This is a genomic window from Rhodococcus sp. IEGM 1302, from assembly GCF_030056935.1.
GTDB classification, from domain to species: Bacteria; Actinomycetota; Actinomycetes; order Mycobacteriales; family Mycobacteriaceae; genus Rhodococcus_F; species Rhodococcus_F qingshengii.
This window is the reverse complement of the sequence record NZ_JASHKY010000004.1, coordinates 255,468-271,872: the sequence shown is the minus strand read 5'-3', so window position 1 is coordinate 271,872 and position 16,405 is coordinate 255,468. Positions and strand designations below refer to the sequence as shown.

Annotated in this window: 16 protein-coding genes and 1 riboswitch; of the genes, 9 read left to right on the top strand and 7 right to left on the bottom strand. The window is 64.4% G+C overall.

Features of this window, described 5'->3' with window-relative positions; translation table 11 throughout:
* Nucleotides 1-12 precede the first annotated feature (12 nt).
* A complete protein-coding gene (locus tag QM609_RS10365) occupies nucleotides 13-1,752 on the top strand; it encodes an MmpA family trehalose lipid delivery protein (RefSeq protein WP_042920250.1) in 1,740 nt (579 codons plus the stop codon).
* On the opposite strand, the gene QM609_RS10360 is transcribed toward QM609_RS10365, so the two are convergent.
* Nucleotides 1,699-2,913, bottom strand: a complete 1,215-nt coding sequence (locus QM609_RS10360; RefSeq protein WP_042920253.1) for a glycosyltransferase family 4 protein — start codon at nucleotides 2,911-2,913, stop codon at nucleotides 1,699-1,701. The genes QM609_RS10365 and QM609_RS10360 overlap by 54 nt on opposite strands.
* 173 nt (nucleotides 2,914-3,086) lie before the next feature.
* On the opposite strand from QM609_RS10360, the gene QM609_RS10355 reads away from it, so the two are divergent.
* From QM609_RS10355 to QM609_RS10335, 5 genes are all read left to right on the top strand, one after another.
* Nucleotides 3,087-3,857 carry a class I SAM-dependent methyltransferase gene (locus tag QM609_RS10355; protein WP_003945692.1) on the top strand — a complete coding sequence of 257 codons (771 nt, stop codon included), beginning with the start codon at nucleotides 3,087-3,089 and terminating at the stop codon, nucleotides 3,855-3,857.
* 4 nt (nucleotides 3,858-3,861) lie between these two features.
* Entirely contained in the window at nucleotides 3,862-4,749 is an 888-nt protein-coding gene (locus QM609_RS10350; RefSeq protein WP_076948595.1) for an ROK family protein, read from the top strand.
* Nucleotides 4,750-4,888: 139 nt separating this feature from the next.
* Nucleotides 4,889-6,076, top strand: coding sequence for a phosphotransferase family protein (locus QM609_RS10345; RefSeq protein WP_007734522.1), 1,188 nt, complete (start codon nucleotides 4,889-4,891; stop codon nucleotides 6,074-6,076).
* A gap of 1 nt (nucleotide 6,077) precedes the next feature.
* Nucleotides 6,078-7,247 (top strand): Rv3169 family protein, encoded by a 1,170-nt coding sequence (locus QM609_RS10340; protein ID WP_042452600.1) that lies wholly within the window; start codon nucleotides 6,078-6,080, stop codon nucleotides 7,245-7,247.
* 4 nt (nucleotides 7,248-7,251) lie between these two features.
* On the top strand, nucleotides 7,252-8,697 hold the full coding sequence (locus QM609_RS10335) for an aldehyde dehydrogenase (protein WP_076948594.1): 1,446 nt from the start codon (nucleotides 7,252-7,254) through the stop codon (nucleotides 8,695-8,697).
* A 330-nt stretch (nucleotides 8,698-9,027) separates the two neighbouring features.
* Here QM609_RS10335 and QM609_RS10330 read toward each other — a convergent pair whose 3' ends face one another.
* From QM609_RS10330 to QM609_RS10310, 5 genes are all read right to left on the bottom strand, one after another.
* Complete coding sequence (locus QM609_RS10330) at nucleotides 9,028-9,729, bottom strand: (2Fe-2S) ferredoxin domain-containing protein (protein ID WP_064111920.1); 702 nt, start codon at nucleotides 9,727-9,729, stop codon at nucleotides 9,028-9,030.
* Complete coding sequence (locus QM609_RS10325; protein WP_228232469.1) at nucleotides 9,726-10,697, bottom strand: ABC transporter substrate-binding protein; 972 nt, start codon at nucleotides 10,695-10,697, stop codon at nucleotides 9,726-9,728. The genes QM609_RS10330 and QM609_RS10325 overlap by 4 nt, the downstream gene beginning before the upstream one ends.
* Nucleotides 10,698-10,783: 86 nt before the next feature.
* Nucleotides 10,784-11,602 carry an ABC transporter ATP-binding protein gene (locus tag QM609_RS10320; protein WP_042920263.1) on the bottom strand — a complete coding sequence of 273 codons (819 nt, stop codon included), beginning with the start codon at nucleotides 11,600-11,602 and terminating at the stop codon, nucleotides 10,784-10,786.
* The gene (locus QM609_RS10315) at nucleotides 11,599-12,606 is read right to left on the bottom strand and encodes a FecCD family ABC transporter permease (RefSeq protein WP_007734507.1); all 1,008 of its coding nucleotides are present in this window, start codon (nucleotides 12,604-12,606) and stop codon (nucleotides 11,599-11,601) included. The genes QM609_RS10320 and QM609_RS10315 overlap by 4 nt, the downstream gene beginning before the upstream one ends.
* A 117-nt stretch (nucleotides 12,607-12,723) precedes the next feature.
* A riboswitch (cobalamin riboswitch) is annotated at nucleotides 12,724-12,859 on the bottom strand.
* 16 nt (nucleotides 12,860-12,875) lie between these two features.
* A complete protein-coding gene (locus tag QM609_RS10310; protein ID WP_076948593.1) occupies nucleotides 12,876-13,484 on the bottom strand; it encodes a TetR/AcrR family transcriptional regulator in 609 nt (202 codons plus the stop codon).
* Nucleotides 13,485-13,536: 52 nt separating this feature from the next.
* On the opposite strand from QM609_RS10310, the gene QM609_RS10305 reads away from it, so the two are divergent.
* From QM609_RS10305 to QM609_RS10295, 3 genes are read left to right on the top strand one after another with little or no spacing between them, the layout of a single operon-like run.
* The gene (locus QM609_RS10305) at nucleotides 13,537-14,475 is read left to right on the top strand and encodes an alpha/beta hydrolase (protein WP_007734503.1); all 939 of its coding nucleotides are present in this window, start codon (nucleotides 13,537-13,539) and stop codon (nucleotides 14,473-14,475) included.
* Nucleotides 14,476-14,485: 10 nt separating this feature from the next.
* Nucleotides 14,486-15,433, top strand: a complete 948-nt coding sequence (locus QM609_RS10300) for a cation diffusion facilitator family transporter (RefSeq protein WP_003945700.1) — start codon at nucleotides 14,486-14,488, stop codon at nucleotides 15,431-15,433.
* 28 nt (nucleotides 15,434-15,461) lie between these two features.
* The gene (locus QM609_RS10295; RefSeq protein WP_064111923.1) at nucleotides 15,462-15,764 is read left to right on the top strand and encodes a hypothetical protein; all 303 of its coding nucleotides are present in this window, start codon (nucleotides 15,462-15,464) and stop codon (nucleotides 15,762-15,764) included.
* Nucleotides 15,765-15,822: 58 nt separating this feature from the next.
* Here QM609_RS10295 and epsC read toward each other — a convergent pair whose 3' ends face one another.
* Complete coding sequence (gene epsC, locus QM609_RS10290) at nucleotides 15,823-16,401, bottom strand: serine O-acetyltransferase EpsC (protein ID WP_003945907.1); 579 nt, start codon at nucleotides 16,399-16,401, stop codon at nucleotides 15,823-15,825.
* Between the last annotated feature and the right edge of the window lie 4 nt (nucleotides 16,402-16,405).

Genomic DNA, 16,405 nt, shown 5'->3' with positions numbered 1-16,405 from the left:
ATCGTGCGCGTCATGACAGTGCAAGCCGGATACCGCCGTTACCTGCCTGCGGCGTACAGCCTGGCGCTGGCACTGTTGATCCTCGGACCGCTGCTCGGCCCCGGCTACCTCCTGCTGCGCGACGCCGTCAGCACGCCGCGCTCGTACTTGACCGACTCCGCCCTCGGACTCACCGACGCCGCAGCCCGCGCCGTTCCCCAGGACGCGCTGATCGCAGCGTTGAGCACCGTGATCGACGGCGGACTGGTGGTCAAGTTCATCCTGCTCGTGGCGCTCTGGCTCGCCGGTTGGGGTGCGGCGCGCATGGTCGCCGTCCTGCTGCCGACGGCCGGTCTCGGTCCACAACTGGTCGCGTCGACGGTGATGCTCTGGAACCCCTACGTGGCCGAGCGCCTGTTGCAAGGACATTGGAGCCTGCTGACCGGTTATGCCGCACTGCCGTGGATCGTGTGTGCCGGAATCGGAGTTCGCCGAGCCACGCCCGGGTCCTGGTGGGCGTTGGCCGCGTCACTGGCATTCGCGGGCCTGACACCTACCGGCGCTCTACTCGCTCTGACGGCCGCACTGGTGGTAGTTGCCACCCCCGGAGGCCGAACCTCGGCCATGCGGCGTGTCTGCGGCGCTATCGGGCTGTTCCTCGTCGCCGCCTCGCCGTGGTTGGTCGCCACCTTCGTATCCGGAGCAGCAGGCGACGGTTCCGATCCGGCGGGAGTCGCCGCCTTTGCCGCCCGAGCAGAACCGGGACTCGCGACGCTCGGCAGCCTCGCCGGTCTCGGCGGTATCTGGAACTCGGCAGCGGTACCGTCCACGCGCACAACACTCTTCGCATTGGTGGGAACAGTTCTTCTGCTTGTCGTGGTGTTCGCCGGTATGCCCGCTCTGTGGCGCCGACGCCGGAATCCTGTTGTCAGTGGACTCGGACTGCTGGCCCTGTTCGCGGTGCTGGGTCCGACCATGGGCGCTACCCCGTGGGGTCTCGACGCCGGCCGATGGTCGGTCGAGGTGTTCACCGGCGCCGGTCTACTGCGTGACGCGCAGAAGTGGGTCGCGCTGGCCGTCCCGTTCTACGCACTTGCTGCGGCCGCCGCGGTGATGTGGGCAGGCAATCGGTTCTCCCTCCCCCGCCCGGCATTCTCGGTCGCCGCCGTCGTGGTGACGATCGTGGCACTGCCGGATCTGGTGTGGGGTGTCGGCGGCGCGTTGAAGCCCGTGCACTACCCCGGGTCCTGGACCGTGGTGACCGAGCAACTGCGAGACGAAACCGGTGACGTTGCAGTGCTTCCCGCCGGAATGTTCCGCGCGTTCCCCTACAGCGGTGATGCGCCGGTACTCGACCCTGCACCACGCTTCCTGCCCCTCGACGTTCTGCAGACCGGCCAACTGGTGGTTGCCGGTGGCGCTGTCGGCGGCGAGGGGACTCGGGCAACTCGGGTCGAGGACCTACTGCTGGCCGGCGGAAGTCCTACGCAGTTGGCCGATCTCGGAGTCGGATGGGTACTGATCGAGCGCGGGACACCAGGTCAACTCGGCAACTCGGCAACCACGCTCGACGGCTTGGAACAGGTCTTCGCCGACAACGATCTCGCGCTATTCCGAGTACCGGGAGACATTGCCACGCAGGAAGCCTCGACCAGTGCCCGAACTGCCGTCGTAGTTGCGCATCTCGCGTGGGTCCTGATGGGTGCGATCGCGCTGATCTCAGTCGGACTGAACCAGAACCGAATTCGACTCGCGCGGCGCGGCCAGTCCTGAGACCCACCGACCGTCCTTGTGCGCGGTCAGCACCTCGAGCACTCCGGTGCCGGTCTGTTCCCAGGAGAACTCACCGGACCACACGCGAGCTTTCTCACCGAGCACCATGCGAAGTTCGTGGTCGCGGAGCAGAGTGCCGGCAGCCTGCGTCAGATCGGCGATGTCGCCCTCGCCGGCGTTCTCGCCCCCGACCAGAAGGCCCGTCACTCCGTCGACGATCGAGTCGGTCAGACCCTTCGAACTGCGGTAACCGATCGTCGGAACACCGTGCTGCGCAGCCTCGATGACCGCCAGGCCCCACCCTTCCTTCCGCGAAGGCATGAGGTGGATCCACGATTGCGCCAGCAGTTCGTGTTTGCGAGCCTCGTCCACGTGGCCGTAGAACGAGACGGCGTCACCGATCCCCAACTCGGCGGCACGATCGCGCAGGTTCTGCTCCCACCAACCACCACCGATGACGTCGAGATGGATGTCCGGAAGCGTAGGCCGCAGGGCTGCGACCGCTTCGAGTGCGTCCTCGATCTGCTTGTGCGGCACCAGCCGTGAGAGAACCGAGATGGTGGGACGCTCGGCCCTGGTGATCGATCCGCCCGCGTCGACGCCGACGGGGAGCCGATCGGCACCGTTACGCACCACGGCAATTCGTTCGCGCTCGACACCGAGGTCCACCAATTCTTCCGCTGAGGGAAGCGACACCGTCAGATACTGACTACGTCGATGGGTGCGCGGTGACAATCGCGATTCGACCCACCAGCCGATCCGGCCGACGAGCTTGCCTGCCACCGGCCACTGTTCGCGATGGCAGTGATGGACCAGAAGCGTGACCGGTGCACCCGCCACGGCCTTCGAGAAGAAGGGGATGCCGTTCTGGGTGTCGATCACCGCGTCGGGGCGGATGCCCTTGAGCGATCCGAAACCCAGACGTCCGGCGGCAATGGCGGCCAGAGCGCGGGGGTACACGCTGAAACGTCCACCGGCCCGGCTGATCGTGATGCCGTCTCGAACCTCCGACGCGGGCGCCCCGGGATACGACGCCGTCCGCAGCGTCACCTTGATACCGCGCTCGGCCAACTGGGATCCGACCTGCTCGAGGTAACGCTCGCTTCCACCGCCCTGGGGATGCCCGGTATCGCGCCAGCAGAGCAACAGAACCTCGCGCACGTGCGTTACTCCCTGAGTTGGTCGGTGGCCACCCCGGTTCGGGCGATCCTGCGGGATGCCCCGCCTGACCGGCCGGTAACCCTGCCGAACACCCTAACTGTTCGAGCGTCCGTATTGCCGCGCTCCTGACGGTGTTCGTGGACCGGGCGACCCAGTGGCTAAAGTTGCTACCCGTGACCAAGCCCGCAGTGACCCGCATTTTCGGCCGACGGGCAACCCTGAAACGCTCGTTCGGCCTGCTCAGCGACTTCCGCCACGAGCAGTCCGCGCCCGACATCTTCTACGGCGCGCTTGCGCGCGACTCCGTCGAATTGATCTCGGACCTGCACGAAGGTCACACCGGACGATCCCTCGACGGTCTCACCGTCCTCGACGTCGGCGGTGGTCCGGGCTATTTCGCGGAGGTCTTTCAAGCCGCAGGTGCCCGCTACATTCCCGTCGAACCCGATCCGTCGGAGATGCATGCTGCGGGTCTGACCGTGGGCGGCGCGGTGCGTGGATCCGGTTTGGCACTGCCGTTCCTGGACTCGTCCGTGGACATCTGCTTCTCCTCCAACGTGGCCGAACACGTCAGCGAGCCCTGGCTGATGGCCGAGGAAATGCTGCGCGTGACCAAGCCCGGCGGCTTGATGGTTCTCTCGTACACCCTGTGGTGGGGTCCGTTCGGCGGCCACGAAACCGGACCGTGGCACGCGCTGGGCGGCGAGTACGCAGCCAAGCGGTACCTACGCAAGACCGGGCGCGAACCGAAGAACAGATTCGGGGTGTCGTTGTTCAAAGTCGGCGCCACAGACGGCTTACGCTGGGCCCGTGGAACCAGCCAGGGCACGTTGCTCGCCGCGATCCCGCGCTACCACCCGTCGTGGGCGTGGTGGATGGTCCGAGTCCCCGGTCTGCGGGAGTTCCTGGTGAGCAACCTCGTCGTGGTTCTCGAAAAGCGATAGCGACATGCGCCTCGCAGTCGACATCGGTGGTACCAAGATGGCTGCCGGGGTCGTGTCCGAGGACGGCCGCGTTCCCGTGTTCGACAGCGTGCCGACGCCGCAGACCGACCCGTGGAGAGCGTGTGCGGCGCTGCTCGAACGAGTCGCAGACGGCCGAGAGGTCGACGGTGTCGGCATCGCGTGCGCCGGGCCGGTGGACACCGTCGCCGGCGTCGTCGCTCCCATCAACATCACCGAGTGGGCACAGGGATTCGAGCTCGTAGCGGGCGTCCGCAGCGTCTTTCCCGATGCCGGAACCGCCCTCGCCATGGACGGAGCCGCAGCGGCATTGGCGGAGTTCCACCACGGCGCCGGACGCGGAACCCCGAACCTCCTGAGCCTGGTCGTCTCGACGGGAATCGGCGGAGGAATCGTTCTCGGCGGTGAGATTGCTCGGGGTCGCACGGGGAACGCCGGTCACATCGGCCACATCGTCGTTCCAGGATCTGCCGAACCGTGCAGCTGCGGGGGCGTCGGCTGCCTCGAGACGGTGGCAAGTGGACCGTCCGCGGTGCGATGGGCTCGTAGCCAGGGCTGGTCGGGGAACACCGGCCGTGAACTAGCCGAGGGTGCACGCAGCGGCGACGCGATCGCCGTGGACGCGCTTCACCGTGCAGGCACGGCGCTCGGTGGTGCCATCGCCTCGGCGGCTGCCCTCCTGGACGTGGACCTCGCGGTGATCGGCGGCGGTTTCGCCCAGTCGGGTACACCGCTGTGGGAACCGATGCTCGACGCGGCTGCCCGACATGCCCGTTTGTCGTTCGTCGCCGGGCTCCGGATCGTTCCCGCCGAGCTGGGTGGCGCCGGAACTCTGACTGGTGCGGGCTTGCTCGCGCTCACCGCCGTTATCTGACACGCGTTCTTCCCCGATAAATCCGCAGGGAGTCCCACTAAACGGGTGCCACCTGTTCCCAATTTCTGTAACGTGTTTTAGTGTTCTGACTCACACCGTTACGGGCATTGCACGTGACGCCTACGGGAAGGAGGTGACCGTGAGCCCAGACGCTTCCTCATCTGACGTTGCCTCGACTGCTTCTTCGACCGATGAAACCGAGCATCACGCCCAGGTCGCCCGACCAAGCGATTCCCTCCGCGACACCGAAGACCTCCGTGAGCGCCTGGAACGGTGGATGGCCGGCAAGGTGCCGAGCGGATCCACTGTGACCGTCGCCGACGTCACCTTGCCCGCAGCCAACGGCATGTCCAGCGAAACCATCCTCTTCGACGCCACCTGGGACGGCGAACATCATCCCTTGGTCGCTCGGGTGGCGCCGACGGAATCGACCATGCCGGTCTTTCCTGCCTACGACCTCGAATCCCAGTTCCGCACCATGGCTCAGGTGCGCGAGCACTCGGCAGTGCCCGTACCCGCGGTGTACTGGTCGGAATCCGACCCGGACGCGTTGGGTGCGCCGTTCTTCGTGATGGAACGCATCTCCGGCGACGTGCCACCGGACGTCATGCCGTACAACTTCGGATCGTGGGTCACCGAAGCGTCTCCCGAGCAGCGAAAGACCCTGCAGCGCAGCTCGGTCGACGTCCTGGCTCAGTTGCATGCCATCGACAAACCTGGTGAGCGTTTCGACTTCCTCCGACTCCCGAATTCGGGAACGACTGCACGAGAAGCATTCACGGCGCACATCGCCGAGCAGCGCGCGTACTACGAGTGGGTGGTCTCCGACGGGATCAGATCACCGCTCATCGAACGTGCCCTCGACTGGATCGAGGAGAACAATCCCGCGGACGATTCGCCGGCAGTGCTCTGTTGGGGCGACTCGCGCATCGGCAACGTCATGTACCAGGACTTCGCGCCGGTAGCCGTACTGGACTGGGAAATGGCAACTCTCGGCCCGCGGGAGATGGATCTGGGCTGGATGGCATTCCTGCACAGGTTCTTCGAGGACATCGCCGGACTGGCGAACCTACCCGGTCTTCCCGACTTCCTTCGACTGCCGGATCTCGCGCAGACCTACGCCGAGATCACCGGCCACACCCCACACGATCTGGAGTTCTACGTTACCTATGCCGCACTGCGTCAGGCGGTCATCATGTGGCGAATCCAGGCTCGCGCCATAGCTTTCGGCCAGTCACAGCGACCCGAAGACCCCGACGACATGATCATGCACCGCGCTTCGCTCGCCGCGATGCTCGACGGTACCTACTGGGAGAGGTTGGCCTGACATGCTCTCACCGATGGACGACTATCCCGTTCACCAGATCGCCGAACCGATCCGTCACGTAGCCACCTCGGATCGAAACTTCTACGACCGCTACTACTTCAACTGCTACCCCACCGAATCCCCCGACGTGTTCCTCATCGTCGGACTCGGCCAGTACCCCAACCTCGGCGTCATGGACGCCTTCGCGGTACTGCGCCGCGGTGACGACCACATCGTTGCTCGTATGTCGAAGGCTCTGGGCGCCGACCGCACCGACACCACCGTCGGACCTTTGCGCATCGAAGTGCTGGAAGGACTGCAGAAGCTCCGCGTCGTCCTCGAACCAGGCAGCGAATACGATCTCTCCTTCGACATCACCTTCGACGCCACCATCCCGGCGGCGCTCGAGCCCAAGCACTTTCGCCGTCAACTCGAACGAGTCACGTTCGACACCTCACGCTTCCTGCAGACCGGAACCTGGACCGGATCGCTCACCGTCGACGGGGAGGACTTCGCGATCGACCCGAAGACGTGGCGAGGTAACCGCGACCGCTCGTGGGGTGTGCGTCCGGTCGGTGAAGCCGAACCGCAAGGCAGACGCGCCGTCGACGGAATCCAGAACTTCTTCTGGATCTACGCGGTCATGCAGTTCGACGAGTTCACGATCTCGGTGATCATGCAGGAAGACGAGCAGGGCAGGCGCATCGTCGAAGAAGCCATGCGAGTGTGGCCGGACGAAGCCAGGGACAACGAATGGCTCGGCCGGCCCGAACACGAGCTGACGTTCTGCCCCGACACCCGCGACGTCACCGGAGCGACCATCACCTTCCACCGGCCAGGCGGTGAAGTCCTCACCGTCGCCTGCGAACTGCTGCTGGCCAACTACATCGGAATCGGCACCGGCTACGGGCTCGAACAGGACTGGCGTCACGGAATGTGGCAGGGCGAACTCGTCGTACAAGGGCTCCGCCACAAGGTCCACGAGATCGAACCGTTCCAACGCATGTTCTCCCCCGTCGACAACCTCGCGTCCTTCACGCTCACCGAAGGCACGAACACCAACACCGGCACCGGTCTTTTCGAGGTAGCCGCCATCGGACCGCACGAGAAATACGGATTCACCAGTTTCACCGACACCGCACAGGCAGACGACGCGTATGCCCTCGCGGCGACCGACAACACCGAGGAATGAATTGATGACTGACTACGACAAGCTCTACATCGGTGGAGCATGGGTGGCCCCGGCCACCGACCAGGTACTCGAAGTGTTCTCTCCCGCAACGGAGGAGCGCGTCGGCAGCTGTCCCATCGCAGCACCGGCAAACATCGACGCGGCCGTGTCCGCAGCCCGCGCGGCGTTCGAGGGACCGTGGTCACGCACCACCCCCGCCGAGCGCGGCGCGATCCTCGCCAAGGCCGCCAAGCTGATCGAAGAGCGCAGCGCGGAGATCAACCAGCTCATCTCCAACGAGATGGGCCAGCCGCCCGCCATGGTCGGCATGATGCAGCAGACCCCGTCGATGGCGACGCTGGGCTACTACGCCGAGCTGGCCGACAAGTTCGCGTGGGAAGAGAAGCGCACCGGCGCTTTCGGGCAGACCAAGGTGACCCGTGAGCCCGTCGGCGTCGTCGCCGCCGTGCTGGCCTGGAACGTCCCGCTGTTCCTGGCGATCAACAAGCTGGCCCCCGCACTGCTCGCCGGCTGCACCGTACTGCTCAAGCCCGCACCCGAATCCCCTCTCTCCGTCCACGTGATCGCCGAGATCTTCACCGAGGCAGGCGTTCCCGAAGGCGTCATCTCCGTGCTCCCCGGCGGAGCCGAGACCGGCGAATACCTGGTCTCTCATGCGGGCATCGACAAGATCACGTTCACCGGATCCAGTGCCGTCGGCCGCAAGATCGGTGCCATCGCCGCACAGAACCTCAAGCGCTGCTCCCTCGAACTGGGTGGCAAGTCCGCCGCGATCATCCTCGAGGACGCCGACATCGCCGCCGGAATGCCGATGCTCGTCATGTCCGGCCTGATGAACACCGGTCAGGCCTGTGTCGCTCAGACCCGAATCCTCGCTCCCCGTTCGCGTTACGACGAGGTCATCGAGGGAATGAAGACCGCCGCAGGCTTCATGACCGTCGGCGATCCGTCCGATCCCGCAGCACAACTCGGCCCGCTGATCTCCGAGAAGCAGCGCGAGCGCGTCGAGGGTTACATCGCCAAGGGTAAGGAAGAAGGCGCGCGCGTCGTACTCGGTGGTGGACGCCCCGCCGGCCTGGACAAGGGCTGGTACGTCGAGCCGACCATCTTCGCCGACGTGGACAACTCGATGACCATCGCACGCGAGGAGATCTTCGGACCCGTTCTCTCGGTGATTCCGTACGACTCCGAGGACGAGGCCATCAAGATCGCCAACGATTCGGATTACGGCCTCGCCGGATCGGTGTGGACCACCGACATCGATCACGGACTCGAAGTTGCTGCGCAGATCCGCACGGGTACCTACGCGATCAACTGGTACGCCTTCGATCCCGGATCGCCGTTCGGTGGTTACAAGAACTCCGGTATCGGGCGCGAGAACGGACCTGAGGGCCTCGAAGCCTTCTGCGAGACCAAGTCCGTACTCATGCCGCCCGGCTACGTGGGCTGACCCACCCGGGAGTTGGCACCCTTTGCTGACAGTTGGCACCCGTTCCGACCTGCCGGAACGGGTGCCAGCCCCATGAAATGGGTGCCAACTCCCAGCGAATCCACAGATCCACCCGGTACCGTCGAAAACGAATCAGTCATCTCACAAAGGACATTCATATGCTCACCAACGCCATCAACGCTTTCCTCGCACTCTGGGGCAGCGCCTCCGTCGGCAGCAGTGGATACCAGATCCCGCCGGGAACCCTTCCCTTCGGTTCCTGAGACAGGACAACAGAACCCGCTGAGCGCACTTCGCGCTCAGCGGGTTCTCTGTTTCGCCGACCTGTATCTACCGGTCCAGAACGTGATCCTCCAATTGATTCTCCTGACCTGCGACCAATGCTTCAGCGTCACCGGCGTCCACGTGCCCGAACCAGGTACCGCCGGGGTTCGCGATCACCAACGGCCCCAGGTTGCACGGGCTCAGACAACCGGTTCCGGTCACCTTCGACGAGGTACCTTTGGCCGCCGCGCTCATCGCCCGGTGCAACGGTCCTGCTCCGTACGCCATACAGCGAGGGCCCTTGCACACCAACAGATGCCTATCGTGCTGCTCGATCACGGACCACGCCGGACTGCGATACGACGCCGGACTCGCGGTGATCGGCTTTCCCGCCGAGTCGAGTTCGTCGATCACCTGCCCGGCCACCGCACCTTCGAGCGTTTCCGTTTCATGGAGCGTCACTTCCAGTTCGGCGTCGATCCGGGTTTCGCGCCAGTTCGCAACCGCCTTGCTGGTCCACGTGAGCAGGTACCGATCCCTCGGCACCGCAACTGGAATCAACACGACCTTGTCGACGTCATCGACATGGGCTCGATCGAGTTCCTCGTGAAGGCTCGGCGAGGAGACATCGAGGTACGCAACGCGAACGTCGGCGTCGGTGCCGGCCCGAACAGCGTCGAGCATCCGTCGCGCAGCCGACTCGTCCAGGCCGCTGACAGTCGGCCGTAAGACGACAATCACCCGACGCGAGCACCGGTTGTTGCTCATGCCGACGGCGCGGTTGTCCAGTCGATGCTGCTCGACGGAGCCAGCCCGAACTCTTCGATCTTCGCGCGCAACTGTTCCGCGCCGTAGATATTGGGGAACCCACTGGTGAACATGGCGAGCGGGAGTACGACGAAACGGTTCTGCTTGACTGCGTCGAGGTCACGCAGGCCTTCTCGGCTCTTGATCGCGTCGATCTTGCCCTGTACTTCGTCGGCACTCTTCTTGTAGTCCATGATCACGATGATGTCGGGTTCTGACTTCGCGACGGTCTCCCAGCTCGCTTTGAACCAGGTGTTGTCGACGTCGGCGAACACATTGGTTCCCCCGGCGACGTCGATGATTCCGTTGGGGGCTCCGTTGCCTCCGCTGGTGTACAGATCTTCTTCACCGCTGTCGTAGATCAGCACCTTCGGCTTGTCGGCGGCATCTGGCGCGGACTCCAGACGTGCCAAACGTGAATCCAATTCGGTCAATGCCTCGGCGGCGGTGTCCTCGGTTCCGAACAGCTTTCCGTAATTGGTCACGTCCGCACGAAGGGCATCCCACGGACCCATCGTGCCGAGCGCGGAATCCGCTGCGGCACTCTGCCGACAACTATCGGAGATCACATATGCATCGATGTTGTTGCTCTGCAGCGATTCCGGCGTCACACCGGAGGCGCCCTTGAACAAGCCACTGTAGGAGCCGACCACCAGGTCCGCCTGCTTACCCAGAATCGTCTCCATCGTGATCGTTCCGTCCAGGTGTGGGACGTCCGCAATTCCAGGGCCGAACATCGACTCCATGACCGCGTCGTTGTTCGTGTTCAACACGACGGCCGCGAGACGATCCAAACCACCGACTCGGAGAATGGTGCCGATATTGGCCGCATTGCTTGTCGCAACGACGTTCTCGATCGGAAGCTGGAAAGTGCTTTCGGTCCCGCAGTTCTCCAATGTCACCGAAGTCTTGTCTGCAGCTTCGTCCACCGGTGCAGTTGCCGAGCAGCCGGCAACTGTCAACAACGCTGTCGCGGCTACAACCGCACCGAACGACGCTCGAGTCTTGACCTGTATCAAAGTGCACTCTCCGAAAATGATTGTTGTAGTTGAGAATTTCGTGATTCGAATACGAGGTGTGAACGGCCTGTCGCGGGGTTCACGAGCTCGAAAGTCTCGACGCCGAAGACAGTTGCCACCACCGAGGTGGTGAGTACGTCGGATGGATGTCCGAACGCCCTGGCCACTCCATCCGCGAGCACGAGCACCCGATCGCACACTGCCGCAGCCAAATCGAGGTCGTGCAGTGCCATGATCACCGTCCGGTCCAACGACCGGACCAGATCGAGCAGTTCGAGTTGATGCCGGATGTCGAGATGATTGGTCGGCTCGTCGAGGATGAGCACACCGGCGTCCTGCGCGAGACCTCGGGCGAGAAACACCCGCCGGCGCTCACCGCCGGAAAGCGTGTCCATCGAAGAGAACCGGTGCTCGATCATTCCGACCTCGCCCAGAGCACGATCGACGACGGCATTCTCGTGCTTTCCACCGACGCTCCAGGGCTTTGCATGTGGCGTGCGGCCCAGACTCACGTACTCGTGAACCAACAAATCGGCGGGACTCTGCTCTTCCTGCGCCACAAAGGAAATGGCTTTGGCCCTCGACCGCGCGGACATCGCGTGCACGGAGTCGCCGCCGACACGAATGTCACCGCCGGCGATCGGCCCGAGACCGGCGAGAGCACGCAAGAACGTCGACTTGCCCGATCCGTTCGGACCGACGACGCCGACTACTGCACCGGCGTCGGCCGCGATGTCGACGCCTTTGACGATGGTTCGACGGTCGATGCGGACAACGACTCCGGACGCGGTCAGCGCCAGGGCTCGGGCGCTCACGAACTGCCACCGAATCGGTAGCGCCGACGGCCGAGAAGCAGGAGAAACAGCGGTGCACCGATCACCCCGGTCACCACGCTCAGCGGGATCTCGGTCGGCCGCAACGAGGTCCGCGCCACGACGTCGACCCACACCAGGAACGACGCGCCGATCAGTGCTGCCGCCGGCAACACCACTCGATGTCTGGCTCCGACAAGCATGCGTGTGACGTGCGGTATGACCAGGCCTACGAAGGCGATCGCGCCGGACACCGCAACCATCGTGCCGACCAACGCTGCCAGCACGCCGAACAGCACGTTTCGCAGGGTTCGGATGGGAATACCGAGCGAAGCCGCGACGTCCGGCCCGGCCGCCAGCGCGTCCAGCCAACCGTGCAGGGCGAACACCGCTGCCGTCAGCAGGAACACAACGATGACCGGCGCCCACAACTTGTCCCAGGATGCCCCGGCCAAACTTCCCAGGAGCCAGAACAATACGGACTGCGCGGCCTGGGAATCATTGGTACGCAGCACCAGAAAACTCGCGATCGCCGACAGGGCGGATGCGGTAACGGTGCCGGTCAGAACCAATCGCAGTGGAGTGATACCGCCTTGCAGCGTCGCGATGGTGAAGACGAGAATCGCAGCTCCCAACGCCCCGATCATCGCGCCGAAACTGAGCGCCCACACTCCCGCGCCGGCGAACAGTCCGGTGGTGATGACGGCGGTGGCACCGACACTCGCGCCGGACGACACTCCCAGCAGGTGGGGATCGGCAAGAGCGTTACGGACGAGGGTTTGCACCACCGCGCCGGCGACGGCAAGACCAGCGCCGACGGCCAGACCGAGCAGTACCCGAGGTGCTCTGATCCCCCACACGATCGCAAGTTCGGAACGCGTGACGGGTGGGCCTCCAAAGCGCGAGTGCACCACGTCCACCACAGTGGACACGGGGAGCATCTCGGATCCGAATGCCAACGCGCACACAGCAGAGAGCACGGCGACGACCAGCAGAGCGGGCAGCACGATACCCGGACTGAGCCGTCCTCGAGGCGCACCAGCCTTCGGCGAAGGCAGGTGGGTAGGTGGAGACAGAGCTCCGCCAACAGCATTCATGGTGTGACCGATCCATCCTCGTGGCATGACACAACGTCAACGAGGGTGGTATCTGGCTACGGTCGACGCATGGACGACCTCACAGTGGCGGGACCGCGCCGGAATTGCACCGACTTCCCATTACCTCGATGATGACGTCAGAACCATAACGGACTGTGGTCACCATTCTCGACACCGGATCAAGGTTGCGACCCGATCATCGATCTCGCGTGCCGTACGACGGCTTCCGTTCGCACTCGAAGTTCTTCGGGTGAATCCGATTCCAGCACAACCCGATGCACCTGACTGTCCACGGCAGTCACGGTCAGCCGCGACGTCAACAACGCATCCTCCGCACTGAAACCGTAGCTCTGCAAGTAATCCGAAAAACCCAGTACCAGTTGACGATTCATTCCTTCGACCTGCTCGATGAGCTCACGCGTACGCGGAACCTGATCGTAGAGCAGGTGAAAGAACTCTCGCGGCTTACTGTTCACTTCGACCGCGCACTCCACCAACATCCGGACGGCCTCCTCCGGGGTGAGCTCACGCTCGACGATGTCGGCAAGGCAGAGCGCAAAACTCTCCCGCGCAGCACTCACGTGACGGTTCGCCAACTCCGAGAGGATCTCGTACTTGTCGCCGAAATACTGGTAGAGCGAGCCCACCGACACCCCTGCTTCGTCAGCGATCCGGTTGGTGGTCGCTGCCATGGCTTCCGAAGCGAAAACGCGAGTAGCTGCCTCCAGGATCGCGTCGTAGGTAGCCCTCGAGCGCTGCTGGGAGGGCCTTTTCCGCCGAGTCGACACGGTCCTCCGATGCGAGTTGTCAGCCGCGACGCCGATACCGAGAATTGTGTAGGTGACCAGCGCCGATTACTCGAAGTTTATGCCCGACCGGTACACCGACCACATGCCGGCGCCGACCCCGACGTGGTGGGAGTGGAACGGCAACACCGTCCACGTCGCACGGGCCGTGGTTCCAGACGCGCCGGTTCGTGTTCTCGGCATCCACGGCGCCGGCGGCTACTCGGGCGCGTTGTGGCCGTTCGCCGGGATCGGCGTGAAACTCGGAGCCGAAGTCCTCTTCCCTGACCTTCCGCTGTACGGCGACACCGTCGTAGCCGATCCCGCCGGCGTCCGGTACGAGCAGTGGGTCGATCTCCTCTGCGATCTCGTCCGGGCCGAGAAGGCAGCCGACGATCGGCCGCTGGTGTTGTTGGGAGCCAGCATCGGCGGTCTGCTGGCCTACGAGGTAGCCGCGCGGACCGGTCTGGCCGACGCCGTCGTCGCTACCTGCCTGCTCGATCCCTCGGATCCATCGGCCAGAGCTGCCGCGGCGCGGTTCGGCCCGATGGGTGTCTACGGCGCTCCCCTGATGCGGCGCACCGAACGACTGGTGGGCCGTATCCGCGTGCCCATCCGTTGGGTCGCCGACGTGGCGAACATGAGCAGCAATCGGGAGCTCGCAACGCTGTGCGCAACCGATCCGCGCGGTGGCGGTGTTCGGGTGCCACTCGGATTCCTCAGCAGCTACTTCTCGTTCGAGCACACCGCACCCGAAGCATTTCGGACGACGCCCGTTCTGCTCACCCACCCGGCCGACGACCGATGGACGCCACCCGAACTGAGCCTGCAGTTCCTCCGCCGCATCAACGCACCCACCGAATTCGTGATGCTGGACGGGTGCGGGCACTTTCCCGTCGAAGAGCCGGGCCTGACGCAGTTCCACGACGCCGTCGCCACACTGCTGCACTCCGTCGCCGAGCGTCACCGCACGAAACCGTCGTCACCCGCCTAGCCTGAGAATCGTGAGCACCGAAACGGAAGCATCGGCCGACGAGAGCACCACGACGGTCGTACTGGCGTTTGCGGCGAACGCGCTGATCGCCGGTGCCAAGACGGCGGCCGCCATCGTCACCGGATCTGCATCGATGGTCGCAGAGGCCACCCACTCCTGGGCCGATACCGGCAACGAAGTGCTGCTGCTGATCGCGAACCGTCGCTCGAAAAGGGTTCCCGACCGAGACCAGCCACTCGGCTACGGCCGGGAGGCATACATCTGGTCGATGTTCGCCGCTCTCGGACTGTTTGCACTCGGCGCGGGTGTCTCGATCACTCATGGCATCCAGGAACTGTTCCATTCCGAACCGGCGTCCGACTTCGGTGTCGCCTACGCCGTCCTCGGCGTCTCGTTCATCCTCGAAGGCATCTCGTTCCGGCAGGCGTACAAACAACTCCGAAACGAAGCGTCCGCCGTGAACCGCGACGTCATGACCCAGGCACTCAACACATCCGACCCGACGACTCGGGCCGTGTTCGCCGAAGATGCTGCGGCACTTATCGGTCTGGTCATCGCGTTCGTCGGTGTTCTGTTGCACCAGGTCACCGGTTCACCCATCCCCGACGCCCTCGGCTCCATCTTCGTCGGCATCCTCCTCGGGGTCATCGCAATCATCCTGATCGATCGGAACCGCCGATTCCTGGTCGGCGAAGAGGCCTCGCCGACGCTGCGGGCAGCAGCCGTCGAAGCTCTCACCCAACTGCCCGAAATCAACCGAATCACGTTCCTACGCATGGAATACCTCGGGCCACGGCAGGTGTACCTGGTGGCCAGCGTCGACCTGGTCGGTGACTACGCGGAATCCCGAGTTGCCCACACGTTGCGCGAACTCGAGCGCTCACTCGAGCAGAGCCCACGTGTCGTGCGGGCGATCCTGACCCTCTCGACGCCCGAAGAACCGTCGATCGCAGTCTGAATTTCCGGCCGGGCGATAGGCTCGTCCGATGCGCGCACTGATCGTGATTCTGGCGGTTCTGGGATTTGCAGTCGGGGGAATTCCCCTGGTGGGCAGTCTGATCGACGTGATGACCAGTCCTGACGAGACCATCGTCTATCAGGGTTCCTACGTACCGTTCCGGGACGTGCAGATGGCTCGGGACTACGAGTCGACGATAGCCACCGCCTACGAACCCCTGGACGGACCGCGCTGGTTCGTCCTGGCCTGCTATCCCTTGATCGGAGCAGCATTGGGCGCTGCGACGGCCGTCGTACTGGGACGTCGCGGGTGGCACTTGACGCGAGCCTGAACAGACGCCGATGGCCACCCGCCGTCTACACGAGGGTGGCCATCGAAGAAGGAGCGCTTCAGATGTACATCGCAGGATCGATGTAGCTGTTCGGGTCCACCAGTTTTTCCTTGGTGGTCCGTGGCCGCGCCACCGCCGGGATACCCGTCGCGATGGATTCGGCCGGAACATCTCTGGTGACAACGGCATTAGCGCCGATAGCGCTACCTTCACCGATGACGACAGGTCCGAGGATCTTGGCACCAGCGCCGACGGTGACCCGGTCTCCCAGCGTCGGGTGACGCTTGACCTGCTCGAGCGAGCGACCACCGAGAGTGACGCCGTGATAGAGCATCACGTCGTTACCGACCTCGGCCGTCTCCCCGATCACGACGCCCATGCCGTGATCGATGAAAAACCGCCGGCCGATGGTGGCACCGGGATGAATCTCGATGCCGGTGACGAAGCGTGTCAGCTGCGAGAGCACTCGCGCCGGGCCGCGTAGCGCAGGGACGGCCCACATGCGATGCGCAACCCGATGTGCCCAAATGGCATGCAGCCCTGAATAAACGAGCGCGTTCTCCACATTGCTGCGCGCGGCAGGATCCTGACCGCGCGCAGCCTGCAGGTCCTCGCGAATTGTCCCGAGGATACTCACAAGT